Annotated in this window: 17 protein-coding genes (1 of these 17 only partly in view); 10 read left to right on the top strand and 7 right to left on the bottom strand. The window is 50.6% G+C overall.

The genetic code is table 11. The features are described from left to right. Positions 1 to 86 precede the first annotated feature (86 nt). On the bottom strand, positions 87 to 575 hold the full coding sequence (locus NTV65_04000) for a polymer-forming cytoskeletal protein (protein ID MCX6114368.1): 489 nt from the start codon (positions 573 to 575) through the stop codon (positions 87 to 89). A gap of 182 nt (positions 576 to 757) precedes the next feature. On the opposite strand from NTV65_04000, the gene NTV65_04005 reads away from it, so the two are divergent. After that, positions 758 to 2233: a penicillin-binding transpeptidase domain-containing protein gene (locus tag NTV65_04005; protein MCX6114369.1), complete on the top strand. Its 1476-nt coding sequence runs from the start codon at positions 758 to 760 to the stop codon at positions 2231 to 2233. 235 nt (positions 2234 to 2468) lie between these two features. On the opposite strand, the gene NTV65_04010 is transcribed toward NTV65_04005, so the two are convergent. Continuing rightward, positions 2469 to 4286, bottom strand: coding sequence for an HAD-IIIA family hydrolase (locus NTV65_04010; protein ID MCX6114370.1), 1818 nt, complete (start codon positions 4284 to 4286; stop codon positions 2469 to 2471). 196 nt (positions 4287 to 4482) lie between these two features. Between NTV65_04010 and NTV65_04015 the strand changes: the two genes are divergently transcribed. Continuing rightward, positions 4483 to 5601 (top strand): methyltransferase domain-containing protein, encoded by a 1119-nt coding sequence (locus tag NTV65_04015; GenBank protein MCX6114371.1) that lies wholly within the window; start codon positions 4483 to 4485, stop codon positions 5599 to 5601. A gap of 157 nt (positions 5602 to 5758) precedes the next feature. Then, positions 5759 to 7201, top strand: coding sequence for a hypothetical protein (locus tag NTV65_04020; protein MCX6114372.1), 1443 nt, complete (start codon positions 5759 to 5761; stop codon positions 7199 to 7201). 30 nt (positions 7202 to 7231) lie between these two features. Here NTV65_04020 and NTV65_04025 read toward each other — a convergent pair whose 3' ends face one another. Beyond that, positions 7232 to 8059 (bottom strand): LOG family protein, encoded by an 828-nt coding sequence (locus NTV65_04025; GenBank protein MCX6114373.1) that lies wholly within the window; start codon positions 8057 to 8059, stop codon positions 7232 to 7234. A gap of 142 nt (positions 8060 to 8201) precedes the next feature. On the opposite strand from NTV65_04025, the gene NTV65_04030 reads away from it, so the two are divergent. Continuing rightward, complete coding sequence (locus NTV65_04030; protein MCX6114374.1) at positions 8202 to 8840, top strand: ribonuclease HII; 639 nt, start codon at positions 8202 to 8204, stop codon at positions 8838 to 8840. A gap of 35 nt (positions 8841 to 8875) precedes the next feature. After that, a complete protein-coding gene (locus tag NTV65_04035; protein ID MCX6114375.1) occupies positions 8876 to 9196 on the top strand; it encodes a YraN family protein in 321 nt (106 codons plus the stop codon). A gap of 29 nt (positions 9197 to 9225) precedes the next feature. On the opposite strand, the gene NTV65_04040 is transcribed toward NTV65_04035, so the two are convergent. Both NTV65_04040 and NTV65_04045 read right to left on the bottom strand, forming a co-directional pair. Continuing rightward, positions 9226 to 11100: a hypothetical protein gene (locus NTV65_04040; protein ID MCX6114376.1), complete on the bottom strand. Its 1875-nt coding sequence runs from the start codon at positions 11098 to 11100 to the stop codon at positions 9226 to 9228. A 63-nt stretch (positions 11101 to 11163) separates the two neighbouring features. Continuing rightward, positions 11164 to 11319, bottom strand: a complete 156-nt coding sequence (locus NTV65_04045; protein ID MCX6114377.1) for a hypothetical protein — start codon at positions 11317 to 11319, stop codon at positions 11164 to 11166. On the opposite strand from NTV65_04045, the gene NTV65_04050 reads away from it, so the two are divergent. Further along, a complete protein-coding gene (locus tag NTV65_04050) occupies positions 11318 to 14656 on the top strand; it encodes a DEAD/DEAH box helicase (protein MCX6114378.1) in 3339 nt (1112 codons plus the stop codon). The two genes, NTV65_04045 and NTV65_04050, sit on opposite strands and share 2 nt — an antisense overlap. On the opposite strand, the gene NTV65_04055 is transcribed toward NTV65_04050, so the two are convergent. After that, positions 14653 to 16152, bottom strand: coding sequence for a hypothetical protein (locus tag NTV65_04055; protein MCX6114379.1), 1500 nt, complete (start codon positions 16150 to 16152; stop codon positions 14653 to 14655). The genes NTV65_04050 and NTV65_04055 overlap by 4 nt on opposite strands. Positions 16153 to 16476: 324 nt before the next feature. On the opposite strand from NTV65_04055, the gene NTV65_04060 reads away from it, so the two are divergent. From NTV65_04060 to NTV65_04075, 4 genes are all read left to right on the top strand, one after another. Next, positions 16477 to 17970, top strand: a complete 1494-nt coding sequence (locus NTV65_04060) for a hypothetical protein (protein ID MCX6114380.1) — start codon at positions 16477 to 16479, stop codon at positions 17968 to 17970. 20 nt (positions 17971 to 17990) lie between these two features. Further along, positions 17991 to 19520, top strand: coding sequence for a hypothetical protein (locus NTV65_04065; protein ID MCX6114381.1), 1530 nt, complete (start codon positions 17991 to 17993; stop codon positions 19518 to 19520). Positions 19521 to 19557: 37 nt separating this feature from the next. Continuing rightward, positions 19558 to 19695 carry a hypothetical protein gene (locus tag NTV65_04070; protein MCX6114382.1) on the top strand — a complete coding sequence of 46 codons (138 nt, stop codon included), beginning with the start codon at positions 19558 to 19560 and terminating at the stop codon, positions 19693 to 19695. Positions 19696 to 19849: 154 nt separating this feature from the next. Further along, complete coding sequence (locus tag NTV65_04075) at positions 19850 to 20569, top strand: DTW domain-containing protein (GenBank protein MCX6114383.1); 720 nt, start codon at positions 19850 to 19852, stop codon at positions 20567 to 20569. Positions 20570 to 20594: 25 nt separating this feature from the next. Here the strand turns inward: NTV65_04075 and NTV65_04080 are convergent, their stop codons facing one another. Beyond that, positions 20595 to 20609, bottom strand: the 3' end of a protein-coding gene (locus NTV65_04080) for an AAA family ATPase (protein ID MCX6114384.1). Its footprint extends 606 nt past the window's final position; the window shows 15 of its 621 coding nt (coding positions 607-621); its start codon lies off the right edge, out of view — the gene reads right to left on this strand; its stop codon occupies positions 20595 to 20597.

The following is a 20609-nucleotide window of genomic DNA, read 5'->3' on the forward strand; positions in this document are numbered from 1 at the left end:
TCCATTTTCCGTGAACTATTCTCTGTAACCCAGGCTATAGCATTGGGCAGTCTATAGTATTTGCTGCCTCACGAGTACTCGCTGCCTCACGCCCCAACTGAGAGCTCTACTCCGGAGATAACTCCACCTGGCAGCACCTTTAGGCTACGGGATTCAAGCCTAGCGCTAATGAGGCCCCCAGCAAGCACCTCCACCACATCACGCGCGACCAGTGGTGCCGCAACGAGTCCGCCAATAACTGCACGATCTACCGTGGCTGGCGCGCTAAGCTGTCCTCCAGGGGTCACGAAGAGTTGGGACGTGCGCACCTCTGGCCCTGAGAGTTCGCCGTGAACCACCACCGGCCTTGTAGTAAATATAGCACCCTTAATCCGATAACCACTTGGAACAACATAAGCACCGGGGATTGAAGCGGTAGCTACGCTCCGCGAGCTCCTAGCCGAACTGGCGCTGAGAGCGTCCAGGTTTTCAGGTAGTCCGGTTGAGAGAGTTGTGCCCAGCGACGAGATAGTCTCTACAGATGGGCTAACTTCGTGTGCTGCAGTAAGGGTGCGTTTTTTAAGTGGCCAAACCATATAGATGGTGTACTGCACTTATTTTCATACAGCAAGAACAACTATTCACCGGATCATATTCCTGTGCGGTAGCCCCTATCAAGGAGCGAGTTTGCAGAGTAAACTAAGGTGAATAGTTCCCGTTTTTTAAACCTTTAGTGTTGCAACTGTGTTAAGAGTTAAGAGTTAAGAGTTAAGAGTTAATGATGCGGCAACAACCAAACGGCTACCATTGGTCACAAAAACAGCTCTGGCTCGTGGCCCTAAGCGTTACTGCCCTCTTAGCCATAGTCCTTATGCCGAGCCCCCGCAGCAGCGATACCGCCACTGCAGCCGACCCGGTAGCGTCTGAGGAGATCTCAGCGATCTCCTCAGAGCCCATGATCGTTAGCCGCGGATCTCAACCAACCACCCTCGATAACGGAGAGCTACTGGCGTTGAAGCGCCAGGATCTTGCTGTTGGTAGGATATATCCACCGCCACACCTTAAGCAGATCTCTATCTCTGCAGGTACAGAGGGCGCACTAACCCTCTCCCAGCGCCCGATCCTAGATGGCCGGATCGGAGAGCATTACGCAAACATCACGGAGAACAACAACTATGTTTTCTATACCGTAGATCCGGAGCTACAGGAGTTTGTAAGCGATGTTGTAGCTGAGGCCCAAGCGAATCACGTAGCGGTTGTGGCGATGAATCCACGCACCGGTGCTATCCTTGCTATCGCTGGCAAGTCTAAAACGATCCCCAACATAGAGTACCACGCTGACTTTCCCGCAGCTTCGCTCTTTAAGGTAGTAACGGCAGCAGCAGCCATTGAGCAGGCCGGCATCGCCCCTACTTCGCTCATCCCGTTTCGTGGCGGCACATACACGCTCAACGAATATAACTACCTCCCCGATTCACGACGAGACCGCCGTGTAATGAGCGTCGGCGAGGCCCTCGGACGCTCCTGTAATCCGGTCTTCGGCCACCTTGGGTCGCGCTATTTAAACGGCTCTATCCTTTCGATGTATGCGCGCCGATTCAGCTTCAACCAGCCGCTTGGATTTGAAGCCCCGCTCGGTGTTAGTTTGGCATCTATTCCACAGGATAATCTTTACGAGATCAGCAGAACTGCGGCGGGCTTTGGCGAGGTTAGAATCAGCCCGATCCATGCAGCAACAATAGCATCTGGGATTGCTCACGGCGGGCTCCTGCCCCGTCCGCATATAGTTGATAAGATCGTATCACCGGATGGACTGGTGCTGCATAGAAACACCCCCGATAGCCTTAACAGGGCCGTAGAGCCTGCAACAGCCCGGGACCTACTGAAGATGATGGAGTTTACAACAACCGTTGGGACCAGTCGGCGAGAATTTATGCGAGGCTCACGCGCCACCCTTGGAAACTTGAGCGTTGCAGCAAAGACCGGCACCCTTAAAGGCACCAACCCAATCGGTCTTAATAACTGGTTTATCGGCGCTGCTCCAATCAACGATCCACAACTGGCGGTGGCGGTTATTACGGTCGATCCCCGTTACGCTTCAAAGGCCTCACACCTCGGAAGATTGATCTTTCAGAGGTTCTTTAACATTACCCCACTTGAGCCGGTCGTTGTTAAAAAAAGTACTGCCCGCTCCTCAGGTAAATACAAAGTGAGCGCTAAGAAAAGCAGGACAATCAAGAAGCAGCGCAAGTAACTATTGTAACTGGTCACCGTAGTTTAATGTTGCGATTCAAGCTACTTAGATTACGGCGAAGTTTGATAGGTAATTCGATTGGTCGTCCCCTGATCGGGGACGGCAGATTTTGTGACCAGTTAATGTTTTCACCCCCACGATTTGCTCCGCAAATCGGCCCCTTAGGGGCTATTGAGTGTCATTACCGTTTGCGAATATTTCTGGAATATGCTGACTAGTTACTAACTATTCACCTTTACTCAGCTACGACAGGAAAATAGAGCGCAATATTAGTTCCTGCCTCTCGGCGTGAAGCCAGCACCAAAGTACCCCCGTGCCTCTTCATTACATTCTGCGCCATCAACATACTGCGCCCGAGTCCCCCTTGCAGCTCTCTGGTATTTGTGGAGAAGGATGGCTGCACGGCAACCATGCGCGGATCGTCATTAATGCCCTCCCCGTGATCGACGATGCTGACCCTCCCATATATACCGGGGGCGAGACCTAGAAGGTTGGCATCATCTGCAAGCTGCACACGATCAATGTGGAAGAGGATAAAACGCTCCGGCAGGGCCTGCATGGCATCTAAAGAGTTCTCACATAGCTCAAGTAACATCTGAACTACCGTAAAATCCGCTATCTTAACCTCTACATCCTGAGGACAGAGCACCTCAATCTGGCACTCCCCCCTGCGCGTACTCGAAACCAACTCAACGACTGCGTTAACACATGACAAGAGCGACTTACGGGCACGAGTAAATTCGTTATTGCGGGCGCTGCTGAGTAGCTTCTTTGAGAGTGCTAGTCCACGATTGGTTGCCTTGCGCAGGATCTCCAAAACATCATCGACGCTAGAAACCCCATCACGCCCCGAGGTTTTTTGTCCGATCAGCGCTGCACACCCCAAGATGGAGCCGAGTAGCGTATTAAAATCATATCCGATCGTTGTCGCTAGCCTGTCGCTTACTGTAAGGGAGTTATCACCCAGATTCGGCTCTTTTTTTACTGCACCGCCGTAGGGCCCTGTCACTACGGCCCCCTGCTTTTCGATCCACGCAGCCGCTTCGGCCAAGTTAGGCGCTTCGTAATCCGGCGCTACCTGACAAATGCCGTCCTCACCTCCTCGCCCAGTCTTAACGAGTACGGTGCGACATCCTCCGTTCTTTCCAAACTGAATGTCGGGGCTCATATCTCCGATCATAAAGCTTTTTGATAGATCGATATTTAGCTCCTGCTCTGCGCGCTTAAGAAAATACGGCGACGGTTTTCTACACTCACAGTTATCCGCCTTTGAGTGCGAACAGAAGTAGATCTTATCGATAGCACAGCCGGCCTGGGATGCCTGTTTCAGCATCTCTCTATTAACTGCAAATAGATCCTCTCGCGAAAAGTATCCAAGCCCAATACCAGGTTGGTTCGTGACAACTATTATCCTGTAACCAAGCCCTCGTAGCCTCGCAAGCGCCGCTAACCCTCCAGGGATCTCGCGAAAGAGCTTGGGGTCGCTTAAGTATTCAACGTGCTCATTAATGGTACCATCCCGATCAACGAAGATGGCCGGGCGTCGTTCGTAAAAGATCTGCTGCCCCTCCTCGCTCTGAGCCATCAGGGAGATCTTCTCTATGATTTCGGTCGTAGAGTGTCCCGCTCTAAAGGGTACTAGCTTGACCTCTCCACCGTAAGATTCCACGATCTGTTTCGACGTCAGTTGATTGGGTGAATAATCGCCCGCCTTAAGGTATACGTCCGGTTTAATGAGTTCGATATTTAGGTTGTTATTGCGCTCACTAAAGATAAATACGTAGTCTACCGCCTGTAAGCCAGCTACGACCTCGGCGCGTGCACGTTGTGGGACGATCGGACGGGTCTCCCCTTTATTGGCTTTAACTGAGCTGTCTGAATTGAGTCCAACCAGTAGTACGTCAACCTGTGAGCGTGCTTGCTCTAAGTATTCAACGTGTCCAGGATGAACTATATCGAACACCCCAGAGGTAAACCCGACCCGCTTTCCAGCCGACCGAAGCTCCTCACGAAGCCTAACTAGCTCTTCTCTAGTAACTATTTTTCCCTGCATATCCCTCGCTTTTCGACCACCTACTGTAATAGACCAACTTCCCAGCTCCTTGACAACGATCAGTTAGGTCAAATACTCTCTGCTACTATAGAATCTATGCCTAATAAGAGGCATTTATACTGACCATCGGAGATAAGTTTCCACTATCTTCGCTGAAGGCCTGCATTTCAAGCGATGCTGCCCAACTTTGAACCCCATGCGAGCTCTCACCCCCCTCGACGCCACAAAGCCAATCGCACAGATAGAGCAGCATGTTGTGCAGCAACTGCTCTCCCCCGCAGCCTGGGCGCAATACCTCAAGGGCGATGTCGGTCATAATGAGTTGCGCCCCTTTATACAGGAGCTAAAGCGACTTTCCGACGCTTACACACAACATTCGGTTGGAACTAAATTACCGCAACTAATTAAGAGCGAGCTCTCAGCTCAGGCCTATGCGCTGTATTATCTGGCAATTAACGCTGCCAAGATGCTGCACCTGACGCCGCATATCACATCAAATAAAAAGACCCTCCGAGTTCTTGATTTCGGCAGCGGACCTGGGACAGCTTCGCTCGCCCTACTAGCGAGCCTTAAGCAGCCACTTAATATTACCTGCGTTGAGAGCTCTCAGCCGATGCGTGCCGTAGCAAAAAAACTACTAAGCTCCTGGAATGCTGGCAAATCGCTTGCAGATCTCTCCTTCGTATCACACCTACCAACTTCAAATACCGCCTCTTACGACGTTATAGTCGCTGCCAATGCGTTGGCTGAACTTAGCGAGGCAGAAAGCCAGGCGTTAATCACCCATCTAACCTCACTGGTCGCACCGGATGGGTTTCTAATCCTACTTGAGCCTGGACAACAGCTACACTCACGGCGCTTAATGAGGTTCCGGGATGGTCTCGCCAAGACTAGCCCTAAACTGACGCCCCTCTTTCCATGTACCCGTGCAGATATCTGCCCGATGCTTAAAGCTTCAGAAACCGACTGGTGCCACAGCACTATTGAGTGGGCACAGCCCAAGCTGAGTCGACAACTCGATGCCATGCTAAGTTTTAATAAACACAGGATAAAGTTCTGCGCTTTTGTGTTCCAGCACGGTGGGCAGTTACGACCTGGAATGCGTGTTATTACACCCCCCTTTAAAATGCTACGTGGAACTGCAGTGACGTTATGCGGAGAGGGGCTCTACTCCGTTGTCCTAATCAAAAAGGGTCAGCGCTCAGAGGGCACCCGCGCGCTGGAAAAAGCAGCGGTACACGATCGACTCCTCTTTTCACAGCGCCCTACTAAAGAGTTGCCGAAGTCTATTATGATAACGCCTCTTCCACTTTAGCCCACGCTTTAAAGTCTGCTACGCGCCAACTGCCTAGATTTACGATATAAAAACACGCTGCCCTTTGCCTATTATGAAAAACAGTTAGTATACCGACAGTAACTAAGTACGCATAACAGAAGAATAACAGTTGGAAGGATCTTCTTAAGGGGAAGGGATGCCTAATAAACTCCAGATAAAGACCGTATCTAACTCAGGCGAGCTGTTGAATGTTATCAACTGCCCAGCCGGCCGTGTCTGCGTATTTCGCGGTAATACCCCAGCCGATCTTCGCCCCTATCAACGGGCGTTAATCGGATCGCACGACAAAGAGAAGCTCTCAGTCACCGTTGATGGCGCGGAGTATCTCCCTGAACAACAGAATTTAATCGGACTTGGCGAGTCAGCTCCGTATGCTGGGCTTACAACGAGGCAGTATCTAACGGGTGTTGGTATCCTTGAAGACGCTCTTGTTGGTCTCCTCACCTCGTACGGCCTTGAATCCGTTATCGATACAACATGCTCTACCCTTGCACAGGATCAGGAGCGTCGCATCCGACTTCTCGCCGCTACGGCCGACCCCTCCAAGGCGCTTATAGTGAATGAACCGTTTGAGGGTATCGGGAATCAGTGGCGGGAGCGTTTTGCAGAGCTGCTACTTAGTTTTGTAAAAAATCAGCAGGGGTTACTCGTGATTCCAAGCCTCTCGTATCGGCCGGAGTGTTGGATCGACAATGCCCTTATCTCTAGAATTGAGGTCGGCCAGTCAATTCAAAGAACTATAGGCTTTGGAGCTGCTGGGTCTGACTCTAACCAACTTATGGCAGACCTTAAGAAACAGATCCTTGAGGACAAGGCACGAGATAAGAAACGCGCCGCCAGCTCCCTCTCCGTAGGAGCCATAGCGGCGGGAGTTGCCATGCAGAGCGGTGTTGAATCAAAATCCTCTGACTTATCTCTGATCAAAGCCTGGCTTGCAAGCCGCGACAGCCTCGCATTTAAGGTTATAGGAACGGTCCTAGCCTCGAGCGTTGGCATCTTAACTGCACTTACAGTTATGGGGGTGCTTCCAAAACTAACGGGCCAAGAAGCTATTCTAGCCCCATTGCACCTACAACAGGCAGCCCAAACAGAAGTTGTCGCTAAGGTTCCAAACATCAAAGATCTTATCGTACAGGGAGATGTTAATCCAACGGGTGCCTCGCAGGTAGCTCTTGCTAAATCAGATGCTGTGCTGCCCTCTGAGATATATATCCTAGACGGCTATCCTGAAGTAATCCGAGCTTCAGTTCTTGAAACTGTTCACGGCATAGTCGGGGAGGTCGCTATAGCAGAGGCAAACACCGCCGCAATTCAGGCTGCGCCCCGCTCCGGTAATCTCTACTCCTTGCTAGAGAGCGCAAGCTCCAAAACAGATGGGGGCGACGCAAAATCAGGCTCCTCATATCCGCCAGAATACCCTGCCCCAGCCTATGAAGCGCAAGAGGAGCAGGATGAGCCTTTCGAAACTACCGAAGAAACTACCGACGAAGCAACTCAAAGAGACGTGATTCGCTCCAAATTTCTTGAGGCCATTCGATCAGCGGCAGAGCGGCGAGAATCTGCGCTAGACGAGGAGTAGCTACTTGCAGCTTTTGCAGATGGTGAATAGTTACGTTGGCTCTCCGACATGGCCCACACGGGCCCTAAATTCCTTGTGGTGCGCAGAGATGATCTCAAACACCTCTTCTGGAGTATCAACTATATGAATAATTCCGAAATCGCTCTCTCCCATTAATCCGCGGGCTAGGGGCTCACTCCGCATCCAATCAAGCATACCTTCCCAGAAAGCCTTACCAAGAAGCACAATTGGGCGGGGTGTTGCGTGCTTAACCTGTATTAGCTGCCAGACGAAGAAGAACTCCAGCATCGTACCGATTCCACCCGGCGTACATACTACTGAGTTCGAAAGGCGAATAAAGTCATCAAGACGGGAGGAGAACTTATGGTGATGGCGCTTGATATCGAGGTGGCGATTAGGCTCTGGCTCAAAATCTAGCTGAATTGATAGTCCGTATGAAAGGCTCTTAGTCTTCTTCTCTTCGCACCCAAGACGGGCTCCCATATTAGCAGCCTCCATGAGCCCTGGGCCACCACCGGTCAATACATCGATCCCCTCCCATCCGAGGTAACGTGCCAACTCAAATACATCAATGTACTGCTTGGTATCTGGCTTAATACGAGCACTGCCGAAGATGCAGGCACGATAGAAGCGGTTCTCATCGAGTTTCTTAAGCTCGTTCTCTATCAGTAACGCTCGTTGATAGAGCAGCCGAAGCCGTTCATCGAGATGCTTGCGTCGTTCACTGCGACTCCCCTTTCCCGCCCGGCCTGAACCGGGAACGCGCGGCGTTGGGCGAGCAGCTGTTCGTAGCGTGCTGCTCTTTGCCGCCGGCTTATTAACCTTTTTGGGGCTCTTGTTTTTATTACTGTTGGACATAGATCGTTAACCCTTAGTTTTGACCCTATCGCTAATGCCTACAGCACGCAACCAACCTTGTATTACGCCTGAGCATCGAGGGCATTGAAGGCTGCTAATATGCGGAGTATAACGATCCAAAGCTCTTTTCTGGGGTGCTCGGATGCTTATATGTGGAGTTGATGAGGCCGGTCGTGGCCCTCTAGCGGGACCGGTCGTTGCGGCTGCTGTCGTTTACCATGACGACTATATAAATCCCGCCATAAAAGACTCTAAGCTTATGCGCCCGCAACAAAGGGAGGCGCTCTACGAACATATCTGTGCGACTGCGCTCTCGTGGTCGATTATCGCAGTAGGACCGAGAAGGATCGAGCAGATTAATATACTTCAGGCCACCAGATTAGCTATGCGGCTAGCGGTTGAGCGGATACAGGCGGACCTAGTTCTGATTGATGGCAACCAGCCGATCGTCTGCCAGCTTCCGCAACGTACGGTTATTGGCGGGGACCGCTTGCACGTTCAGATCTCGGCCGCTTCGATTTTGGCCAAGGTGTGGCGTGATCGCTTAATGGTGGACCTCGGCCAACGTTACCCAGGTTATGGATTTGAAAAACATGCCGGCTATCCAACCCCTGCACACAAACAAGCTATCCTGGAGCTAGGGCCATGCCGCATACATCGACGAACGTTCGCTGGCGTATCTGGTTTTTTAAGCCCATCTATCAACTCAGATCGTATGCAAGTTCTTTCTATCGCAAGCTTAGGGCCGCAAGAGATGTTGGCCCATGGGGGGAGCGAATAGCCTCGCGCTATCTAAGACAACGCGGTCTCACCATCCTGAAACGCAACTGGCGAAGTGGTCGACTTGAGGCTGATATAATAGCCCTCGATAAGCGCACTATCGCGATCATCGAGGTAAAGACCAGGCATGAGCGGTTAGAGGAGCGATATCCTGCTTATAACGCCGTGACGCCAGACAAGCGCTCGCGCCTAGAGGCGCTCTCTCGCAGTTTTATAAGAAATAACGGCCCATTCTTTCGCCGCTACGGGATTAAGGGCCACCAAATAGATATTATCGAGGTATACTACCGCCGGGCCTCCTTCGGTCGACGTGTAGCCACAAACATTAAGTGGCACCGCAACATTCCCCAAGGCTAACTATGATAATCAGTCTGGTAATCGCCCTGTTAGTGAGTAGCGCTAGTCCGCCTATCCCTACTAACTCTCGAAACGAACTCAGCTTCGTCTATCTTGAGTTGTGCTAGTATCTGCCGGATTAAATGCCGATCTATAAGCAGCGTGCCGTCACGCTGGTTCTTACTGACAGTATATGTAGAACCGTTTAGTTCGAACCTCTGATGCGAACCATTACCACCATTCTCTAGCGTGACATTAAATGACCTTAGGACTCGGGCAAGGTCTCTAAAGTGCGCGCAATATTTGGCGATAAATATGTTATCAATCTCACAGATACTCTCGTTTGGAATTTCAACTACCATTGGAGGAGGAGGTGGAGTCTCTTGCACTGTTAAAACTATCATAAACGTACTGCCCTCTATGCACTCTCGTGTGTCGTAATAGAGATTCCCCCCACTAGTCCGGGGGCCCTTGAGAGCCTCTCGTAAGATATGACTCTCGCTCTTATCAACCCAAAGCAGTAGCTGATTATCTTGCTCTACAACAAACAATCCTGGCTTAAAACCAAATCTCGCACTATAGATCCCCGGATAACGCTCCCATAACGCTACTAGCTTATGCATAAGAGCCAGTGTGCGTTCCTCAATCTGGTGATTCATCTCCGTGAACTGTTCAGACGAAACGCCCAGGTCCTCTGCTATAAAGGGAATTGCGCCAGTTTTGTAGGAGCTGCGTAGCTGTTTATCCTCTCCGATGCGCCATCTAACGAAGTCCTCTGTAGTATTTCCGTTATTAAAGAGCTCCATAATATTAAAATGTTTCGGGATCTCTTTAGCAACTAATCCGGCCGCCGAGGAGGTTGTCAGATGCAGTAGCGCTACCCCTCCAACAAGTTCCCTCTGCATATTACAATATCGTACCAAGTATGGCGGGAGGGCCTGCCTGTAGGCCCTTGTAGATTCATCTGCCTTTGGCAAAGCATCGAGTATAGAGGTCGAGTTAAATTCCTCACGCAATTTTTTTTGCTCTGATAATAGCTCCTCAAGATTCGCCATTGCAGCTCCCGTTTCCTTAGCTGCCTCCATACCTCTTTTAAACCCTTCGTACCGAGCGTTAAGGTAATATGGGCTGTAGTGAAACTGTCTTGCAACCGTGCCAACTAACTTAAGGGTAACTTGAGATTCGATCGGATCTATCAGCTCAAAAAACTCCTTCATAAGCGTGCGCTCTAGCATATTTGCCGCCCAGGCTGTTGGTCCTATGTATGCGTTGCTATCGTGCTTGTCATGACAGGTCGAAGACAACTGCCCTATAATATTAAACCGCGCTAAATGAACGATCATCAGTACGGTAGTTGTCAGATCACGCAGGCCAGGATTACCTGTCATTGTGTGAGGGCCAATTATATCTGGAGACATCGTATCAAGTATGGGGCGCCCCGCTCTCCATGCTGTGGTCTCCTGAAGAACACCATACATAACTTGAGCTACCGCTTTTAGAGCCGGGCGTGTCTGCGGAGAAAGTAGGTACTTATTAATAAGCCCTTCACTGATCATTGCCTCAGCTAGGTCCTTATCATAAACCACAACCTCTTTACCTCGGTTGCTGAGATCAAGCCCCTCTTGCCAAAGAGGGGCAATAAAATCACGTAACACAGCGAAATGCTGATCGCAGGTTGTAAGGGCGTGAGCTAACCTCACTGCGTTATTGAATAGAGAGTCATTATTGCCGCTGGTATGATAAAGGTGATCAATCGCCTTTTGGCAATTCTTATCATCCCCCTTGCCGGCGCTAACAACGAGCCCGTACACACCGGCGTAAAGCGCTTCGCGCTTGATCGAATCTGTGTTCAGATCTCTGAAAAATGCCGGAGTGTTTCCTGTAGAAAGCGGTGCAAGACTACCCCACCCCTTTGATAATATCATAGAATCTGCCCTCGCTCTTTATTACAATCATACAATGGTAACAAACTCCCCTTCCTTAACATATCAATTGCCTAAATCCTTAAACACCCTCTTACGAGCAGATAACGACCAGATAAAGCTCCCTAATTTAGCATTCCTGCCCTTTGTAAACTGATCTGGAAATTCTCTAATAATTCGATTAAAACCAGCACTACTAAGGTCTGACTCAGGGCTCTTCATGCTAACACCGCAAGCTGATGGATATGCTAGGAGGGAGTTAACTCCCCCCTCTCTACTGGAGAGCTCGCTCACCGACTCCTTCGGGCATTGCTCCCTCTCGCAGGCCCAAACGGCTGGCATGCAGCCGCTAGCCAAGCTATGGAACCTAATCCTCTCGCAACTGCAACCAATTATTGAAAGGAACAGAGAGCCCCTTGGTCCGCTCTTTAATTCGCTCCAGGAGCAGATCTGCTCACAAACCCAGCCCTTCCAAACATCTTGGGATATCCTGGCGCGGAGCTCCGCTACTCTGAGAGATCAGGGGCATCCCGATTCACAAGAGGTCCGGGACCTCTTTAACGGGCTGCACGAAACGGCGCTTATAGCCTCGCTCCTTGCGTCGTACGGAACCGCAAGCTTCGTTACAAGGGTTTTTACAAAGGTAGCCGAAACTCAGCTCTCTGAAGCGCTTTTACCACAACATATACGTAGGTTATATACCCATCCGCTCTGCCTTCAGGCGCTTAACGCTCAACTTGCTGCGGTAGATATCGAATCTATCAGGCTAGCTGCTTTAACGCCCACAACGATCGGCGGGCAACGCTCGATTATAGAGCGCCTGTGCAACTCCACGTCGCCGCAGCACTCAAAGGAGCGCTGTTTAATCGACGAGGGGGTTCGAATGCTGCGCTCGACTTCGCAATTAGAAGAACGCCTTCTGATCGGTACCGCCGCTGATCACGCCCCTAAACTTGCTGCGCGACTGAGCGGCGCGCTGGTCGGAGCCCCCACAGGATATGTACAGAGCCTCGGACGGGGCTTGGGCGATACAACTCTCAGCAACGGGTCAGGCAACGCTCGCATCTTTGTTGCTCCACTCAACGCGCTAACCACACTTCGCTGCGAGAACCCCTCGCAGGTGCTGATCTACTCCCCCCTTACAGTTGATGGAGCAAAGATAACCTATATTTCGGCGCAGAACTTGGCTCAGATTCGAGCACGCTTTCCAGATGCTTCGCTAGCTGTGCTAAGAACAGACTCCTCACTTTTTGGGGTTGATCATGTGCTCTATCAACAGGCAATTGATGGCACTCCTCGCTCTATTACGCTGGGGCCTACTACGCCTAAGCTACCGAGCCCCATTACTGCAGTGGCCGAGACCCCGGCCGTTGTAACATCCAAAGTGAGTGTAGTTGCAAAACCTCACAAAAGATCCCCCATCAAGGTCGTTGTACCCAAGGCTAAGGAGCTATTTCTTTTTGACCAAGAAACCCTCGAGTCTTTAGTCCCCCCAGCCACTCCCCCCCCTGTAGCAGCACTACATCGGGTAGACCCTGCAACCCTTCCTACAACAACGGCGGAGCTTAATGCCCGTCTCGGTATTACCATTATTAAGCCCGCCCTGGTGCCGCGTAAAGATCAGCTACAGATCATCTTTGGGATGCTTGAGCAGCCCTCGTTTCAATGGCTAATAAAGGCCAATACCGGCTTCGGTAAGACAGTACTAGCCTCAATTATTATGGGCATGCGGCTTGGCAACTCCCCCCTGACCCCAGCGGAGTGCCTGCGTGGCTATCGGATCGGATACGTCACCCCTAACGTGGACCTCTGCGCTCAAGCAAAAGCTGAGTTCCTCCGTTTCCTTGACCTTAAGGATTCAGAGGTTGCGATTCTACATGGAAAGACTTCGCTCAAAAAACGGGAGGAGATCATCCTCGATCCGGCCAATAGGATCATCGTCTGCACACCGGAAACGTTACTTAAAACGGTGGCAAAGGCCCCTGCTGAATGCAGTTTTGACTCCCTTGCGCTACTCGTTGTTGATGAATTTCAGAGCGCTGAGGGGGCGCACCCAATGGCTCGCCTGATCCGAGAGGCGCGTGCCGCAGGCGTGCCGATCCTCTCTCAATCTGGCACCCCTGCTCGCGATGCTGCTGACCTTGAGGAGAAACGCGCACTTCTGCCCCTTAAAGGAACGCTTGTACCGGAGGCCTTAGCCCCTTTAAAGACCCATGAACTTCTTAATTCATTTCTGGAGCCAGGAATTTTAAAACTGCTGCGTGAGGTTGCCTCACTCTCCTTCGCTCCCTATGTTTCTTGTAGAGAGCAGCTTCTAAACGCCACATCAACCCTCAGAGAGATCACAGGTAAGGAGGCCAGATCGCTTTTTGACTCGCGCCTCACCCTTAAACGCAAGCCACATATAGAGAGCTTTGCGGCCCCACCCTCAAAAACCGTTAAACTTCTTAAGGCTAAGGTAAATAAGCAGCGGGAGATCCAGAAGTCTCTACAACATGAGCTGCGCGCTAAAGGCGAGTCTCTATGTGAGCGGGGGCTTAGGGCCAAGACCGATCTCAACCTCGCCTCAATTAACATCGCTCGCATGTCGAGCCTCGGATCGCGAGCGGCGTTGCTAGCCTCGGCCGGTCGGTACGCTTTTTTGCACGATTTTTCAGTAACCTGGATCCAGCGCTACCTTGAGAATCCCCGTCGAGAGGGCGCCTTTCCAGCTTTTCAGGATTTCTTTAAGAAACCTGAGTATCGCGGCATCGTGCGGGTAGTAGCAGAGGGAACTCCCTTTATTCACCTGCTGCAAACCTCCTCGTGCGCTGAGGCGTTAGAGCGCGCCTTTAATCTTCCCACCACTATGATCCCCTCCACTGGAGCGCAGCGCCGTGCACTATTTCTAAATCTTGCTCTACTTGAAATGTCAAAACGAGCTGGGCTAGATCACCCCAAAGAGGCTGCCCTATTTGCTCGTATCGAGGAGCTGCACCGCAAGGACCAGGCGCGTGGTATTATCGTCTTTGCTGAGCCCAGACACCTCACTAAGTACCTTGCCATTAGATTGCAACACCGCTTTGCTGCTCTTAACCTACGCACAGCGTTTGTAACAGGCGAGGGGGACGGTTTCTCAGACAGATTACTATCGCACCTTGAATCATTACGAGATGGTTTTAAAAAACCACCGACTACAGCGCTCGGTTCATGGCCTGAGATTAGAGCGGCCTTTCAACGCTCGCCAAAGGAGGCGGGCGAGCGTGTCGATATTATAGTTGCAACTAGTAGGCTCTCTGTCGGACACGACCTCTCTGCTGCGGCAGAGGCGCACGTTTATACCATGCACGCCGATGCGCAGAAGCTGATTCAACAGATCGGCCGCGTTGGTAGGCCTGATGGAGAGGATTTCTTCAGTCGTGTTGGGCAGTGTTTTTACCACGTAACGCGCAATACCCCCGAGTGGTACCTATTTAAGAGCGCTATTAAAAAATACAACTGGATGAAAAATGCTTTGACATCCTCAGAGAGCTGGGAGGACGCCAGATCGAGCTCAGATACAACAGATCCAGCCTGCTAGCTCAGAGGAATTCGGCGCGGATGCCTTAATTGCGCCAACATATCTGCCGATGATACCGGCCACTCCTTACGAATTTCGGCTGAGACGTCTGGGCATAACGGCGCCTGGTTGCACCTCTGGCAGACGTTATTTTCAAGACCGGTTGGCGCCCAGGCTTGCAGGCTTGAAACTGGGGGATCTATGTTAGTGAATTTTTCTACCTTTGCTGCCATTCGAGTTCGCAGATTGTCAACGAATAGATCGAGATCCATATCAGCTGCACAGATTGGCTTAAATCTATACGGTGTCGAAAGCTCCTCACCATACAGATAGAGATCTCCAAGATAGACCATATCAGCGCTAAGCTCATTAGGCAGCTTAGGCATCGTACGGTGAGCGCGTTCAAAGGCGCGCTTAATCTCAGGTGCAAAACGTTGGAACACATCCTTGTAGCGTTGTAATAGATAGACTGCGTAGTGCTTTAACTGTGTTAAATGTTCCTCTGCTGCAGCGAAGGACGGAGCGCCGGAAAATGAATCCAGCCGATTTGTTTTCCAATCCATCGCGACTAAGCGGGGGGCGCCCTCTGGAGTAAAGGTCAGATATGCTAGGTCGAGCACCGTCTTAACGCGGAATGTAAAGCGGGCCGAAAGATCGTTCCGTGACAACTTATCAATCGGTGGATGCTCAATCGGCACCTCGATCTCGTAATACGGAATAGAGACCCCACCGAGTCCAAGGATCTCAAACGAATCATGCTTTACATAGCTTACGTTTTTCTCCTCAAGCTCTATAATAAGGAGCGGATCGATCTTGGCTAGCCCACCACTAGGGACGATCTGGCGGGGGTCATCTTTAAATACGTCCTGCTTATCTAAATAGACAAGTTCGTGCCAGTTCTTAAAGGCCTGCAGCGCCTCCTCTTCAAGGCGTACAAAGGTGTGCTGATCGGGGGACTTTTCCTGCAAGTTCACTAGCTGCGGGCTCCCTTCCGCAACTAATTGGTGCTTAATCTTTAAGTGCTCAATAAAGCGGGGATGATCTCGATCGGCTCTACCGTTCGGAAAGAACTCTGCCCAGGAGTGCTGCTCCATATAACGGAAGCGCTCAGTAATACTCTTCAAGATCTGATCAAGATCGTAGGGGGTCTGCGCCTTTAAAACCCGCCCATCGTGGCTAAGACGCTCACGTTGCGCATCCAGAACACGCCGAATACCCTCGTGCACAACCGTTCCTAGAGCGCCAATATACGAAGAGAGGGAGCGCAAGATATGATGCTCTCTCTGGTCTATGCTGGGCTCAAGTCCACTCCCTAGGTACCATGCGCGCTCGCACCTACCCTGTAAGGTCAGACCGGTGTGGGATTCATCGAGAACACTATTGTACGACGCCTGGGCGTGTACATCGGCGATAGGCAGATCGGTTACTACTCGTGGCACCTTAAGCCCTAGCTGTTCGAGGGTCAGGCACCCCCTGGCTGCGGGAAACTCTTCATTATTTCGTGCTTGAGAAGCCATTATATACTCACCGTACCATAGAGAGACTCGGCATGCTTACCAAGCTTTATTGCATTTTACGAGGATCTTATCTTAGGGGTGGCTGCTCCTGTTTTATCTGGTCGGTATCGATGGCTTTAAGAAAAGCTTATAAACTTTAGAGAGCTGCCATAATGCCAGGCACATTCGCTAACCAGCTTATTATTATAGATATATTTTACATAACCCGGCTAACGTTCCGCACGCCACACAACTAGTAAGGGGCACGGCTATTAAAAAGCAGTGGCAGGGGACGGCTTACCGTGCGATCCTTAATATGGTCCAATCACAAACGGGAGCTTCGCCATGCAAAAACTCATCCTCTTCACTACTCTGGTTATCTCAGCAATCAGCCTACTCCTCCTACCGTGCGCTCCGGCGCAGGCTCAAACCTTCACAAAGAAAAAGGTTGCCACATCTGGCACGGCGAAGTGCGCAGTATCGAAGGGAAAGTGGACCCCTGTAAAAAAGCAGGGTTCGGTTTTCGTAATAAAGACCAATGCCTCAAATGCAGAGAAGAAGAGCTGCAAATCGCTACTCTTGCCGAGCAAGAAGTTCTCTCTCGATGATATCCCCTCATTTAGTGGCATTGCCAAAGCAAAGGGCTCGGTTTCCTCCCTCGATGTTTCCGGCACCCCTCCTCAACTAAAGGATATCCAGACCGAGGGCGCGCAGAACGTCTTCTGGAAGGCTGGTGTTATCGCCGATATTAATTCAGGCGCCCCCACTGCTGACTCTTGCCAACAGTTTTTTGCAAGCCAGGAGGATGGCAAGTCTTCCGGTTATGCCGGCTGTTATATGGCTCAGAACGTCGCCCAAGGGTTCTCAAATATCCTCGAAACAACCAGCTCGCTCTGTTACATGCAGAGCATGCCAACTCAGGCGCTTGTGGATGCTGGTGCTGTAACGCTCGTATCGGGCAACCTACCTGGAGGTGACATTACTAGGCTTTTTGAGGTTCCATCCGGGAGCACCTCACGACTGGTAAAGATTGCGACTGGCCAAGAGGATATATTTATACAGGTAGCGTCAGAGAGTGCTAACGCTGCCAAAAGCCTACAATACTCCTATACGATTAATTTTTGTGAGGGCAATGCAGTTTCTGGTTCTGAATCAACGCAAATCAGTCTAGGGGGTAAGTTTACTGCCAACACAAATCATACCTTTGGGAATAGCGGCAGATCGGCTATCTCCGTCACTGCAAACCTTAAAAAGGCTAATAACAGTTATGAATTCGACTCGGCTACTTCGCGTAGCGCCTCATTCGTGGGCATTAATGGAGCTCAAACATTTGCATCGCGCCTTGAAATCTCGCCAAACAACGAAATAACTTCACGGTTTCGCGATAACTCAGGGCCGTCCGCCTTTAAGGGCTACTCGATCAGTCACTTCTCCGGTTCATCGATGGCAGATCTACGCTTCCTCGAAGGTGGTGCAAAGAATGAGTTCAATGGTGGTCAGGGCTTTAACGGAGCAACGGAGTACCGTACGATAGAGAGTCCAGTATCTGAATCATTCTATGCATCAGCTCCGAATAGCGCTTATGCAGCCAAGATCGCCTCCTTTGACTTCTCTGCTGATGATTTTTACACCGCTTCCCCAACCGTTAATAACCCAGATGAGTTCTCCTGCTCAGCAACCCCAGATATAGAGATCTCTCTAGCCTTCCAGAATCCAGCTTTTCAAGCGGTGGCTACGAAGTGTGATGGGGAGAAGCTAAATGGTACCGACTTCTGTCAATCTACAGCCCTGTTACAGGCAACCGCGCAATATGCTACGTCATGTGGTGGTCCTGGATAAATCCTAATAAGTTTATAGTAGTGCTGTTTATCGTAACTTCGACACCTAGTGTCAGCTTAGCAGCAAGGGCTACCCCTATCTCGGTACTGGCTAGCGCGCTTCGCGAAGCTGTCTCATTAGTGGCTTTCGGCATACTCGTCGCAACTGCAACCCGCTACGATTTTAACCTCTTTGGAATGGAGAGTGGGGGCTTACTCTTTAACGACCTGGCCAAGAGCCTGTTCTCAGGTCATGCAGGTGTTAATGCCAGGCTTGCTATCGGCGAGGGCTTTTATAACGGCAAAGAAACCGTCGTCTACTTTGGGCCTTGGCCTGCGATTATGCGCCTCCCCCTAATTGCCGCCGGCCTTGAAAATCTTTGTATCTCCCGTATTTCGTGCATACTAACATTCCTTGTTACGACCTTGAGTATTCGATCGATCCTTACTCAGGCGCAACGCATCGGCGCTAGGCGAGCTGGTTGCTTAGCAGATACGCAAAATGCGTTTTACTTAACATTAACGCTAGCAGTCGGTAGCCCACTACTTATAATACTGGCGTGGCCCTCCCTCTTCAACGAGGCGATATTGTGGGCGCTTGCGGGAAGTATGTGTGCCTATCAAGCGCTATTTAGAATCGTCTTTTATAATGAACGCACCGCTCGAATATATCTGCAGTTTGCGACCTTCGCCGGCATTACCCTCCTCTCTCGCATAACCTTCGCCATTCCACTATTTTTAGTTGGAGCAGCTCTGATTATAACTCACCTATATAGATGCAGCTTTAAAGTTGGAACCCGTTTGCGGCTAGCTGCTCTGATAATACCTGCCTGCTGTGCTATCGCGGTACAGGGTTGGTATAACTATGCCAGGTACGACAGTCTGTTAGCTTTTTCACCCCCTGGTGGAATTGCCTCTTACCTTAAGGTCTCTTCATTCGGTGGGGAGTGGAATCTAGCCCGAATACCGGCTAATTTTATGACCTATTTCGGATTTCGCCCCTCTCAGCTCTCTTCGTCGTTTCCCTATCTGCGTTCCGTTCCCGCCCTCTATTCACCGCCAGAGATCTTTATACAGCCAGGTTGGTGGCGAGAGGATGTAGGAACTCTACCCTTTGTAAGCCCACTTATATTCGTGCTTTTTCTGCTTGGGCTATTAGCTATTGGGCGAATACGGTCAAAGTTAGCTCTAGCAGGGCTCGTTTTACTCTCTCTGCAACCGATCCTTATACTGAGTTATTATCACGCCACACAACGTTACTTTGCTGAATTTATGCCGCTGATAGTATTTGCTCTGGCCATGCTGCTTACTGAGCGCAGGGTTTTACTACCCAAGACCTTCCTGACGATTCTTTGTGCTGTTTCTATTTTATCAGCAACAACGATGTCCCTTGCTTGGAATATGAAGTGGCGTTTTAATCGCTCACAGGAGGGGATAGCGCAATTTTCATGGCTGCCTAAGCCTCTGGTGATCTGTCCCTTTACGCCCCCTATTATTAAGCGTCTTAGACACAAGAGAGTATTAGAGAGTTATGATTATATGGAGTGCGAGCTTGCTCCAATGGGGTCTTGAGTAGCACATATTCCGCGCATACTGAGAGGAATATCGCATGAAGATTTTGATAGCGACACACTACCATCCAGAGTACTTAGGAGGTATTGAGCTCAGCGCACATGCGCTGGCCTTATCCCTATGCGAGCAGGGGCATCAGGTATCTTGGAACGCATTGGGAGCTATTAGCGACTAGAGAGACCATATATCGGGCTAGTTCGGTACAAAAGCTCTCTTCGAACTACTAGACAATTCATAAAATGGAGCCCTGCCAACTCTCCCTGGGGTGTCATACATCCAGCAAACGTCATATAGTATCGTCTTGTAGTATTATAAGAAAGCTCGTGATTATGACCATTAAAGACCTTCAGCCTGAGATCGAAGAGGAGGTGCCATGCTCTGCTTGTGACCGTCTTTCAGAGTATTGTGTGTGCGAGTTCATCACAAAGATTTCAACAAAAACAAAGATCCTAATCTTACAACATCCACAGGAGCCTGGGGTTGATATCGGCACTACTCCGATTATTCGCACTACCTTTCCCAAGGCGATCGTACGTACCGGCCTCTCCTGGCCCAACCTTAAGAAGGCCGTCGGGGCTGAGGCTGAAAATGCACGCTGGGGGGTGCTCTATCTCGGTAGCGTACATGTAGAGAATCTTGCGAAGGATCGGGTTATCTTCGTTGTTGATAAGAAGGGAGCTCCAATAGAAAGCCCCGGACCGATCCTGAAAAGGCTTGAGGGGATCGTGCTACTAGATGGCACCTGGAGTCAGGCTAAAACCCTGTGGTGGCGCAATGCGTGGCTACTTAAGCTGCCACGCCTGGTGCTACGCCCAACACGCCGGTCGCTCTATGATCAGATTAGGAAGGAGCCTCGTAAGGGGTGCCTATCGACAGTTGAGACAGTTGGAGAGGTCCTAACAGCTCTTGAAGGGAGAACTGACGTACAAGAGTTCCTGGATAAGCCACTTACTGAGCTTATCTCCCGCTTGGCGCAACAGCGCAAGAAGAGAAGCAACGTTCGTCCAGTGCGCAAGGATTGGAGAAGGGGTCGCGCAGGGGGAAGATAAAAAGAAATGGAAGCTTCGCACTCTTTTACTCTCCGATTAG

The organism is Pseudomonadota bacterium (assembly GCA_026390555.1).
Taxonomy (GTDB): domain Bacteria; phylum Bdellovibrionota_C; class UBA2361; order UBA2361; family OMII01; genus OMII01.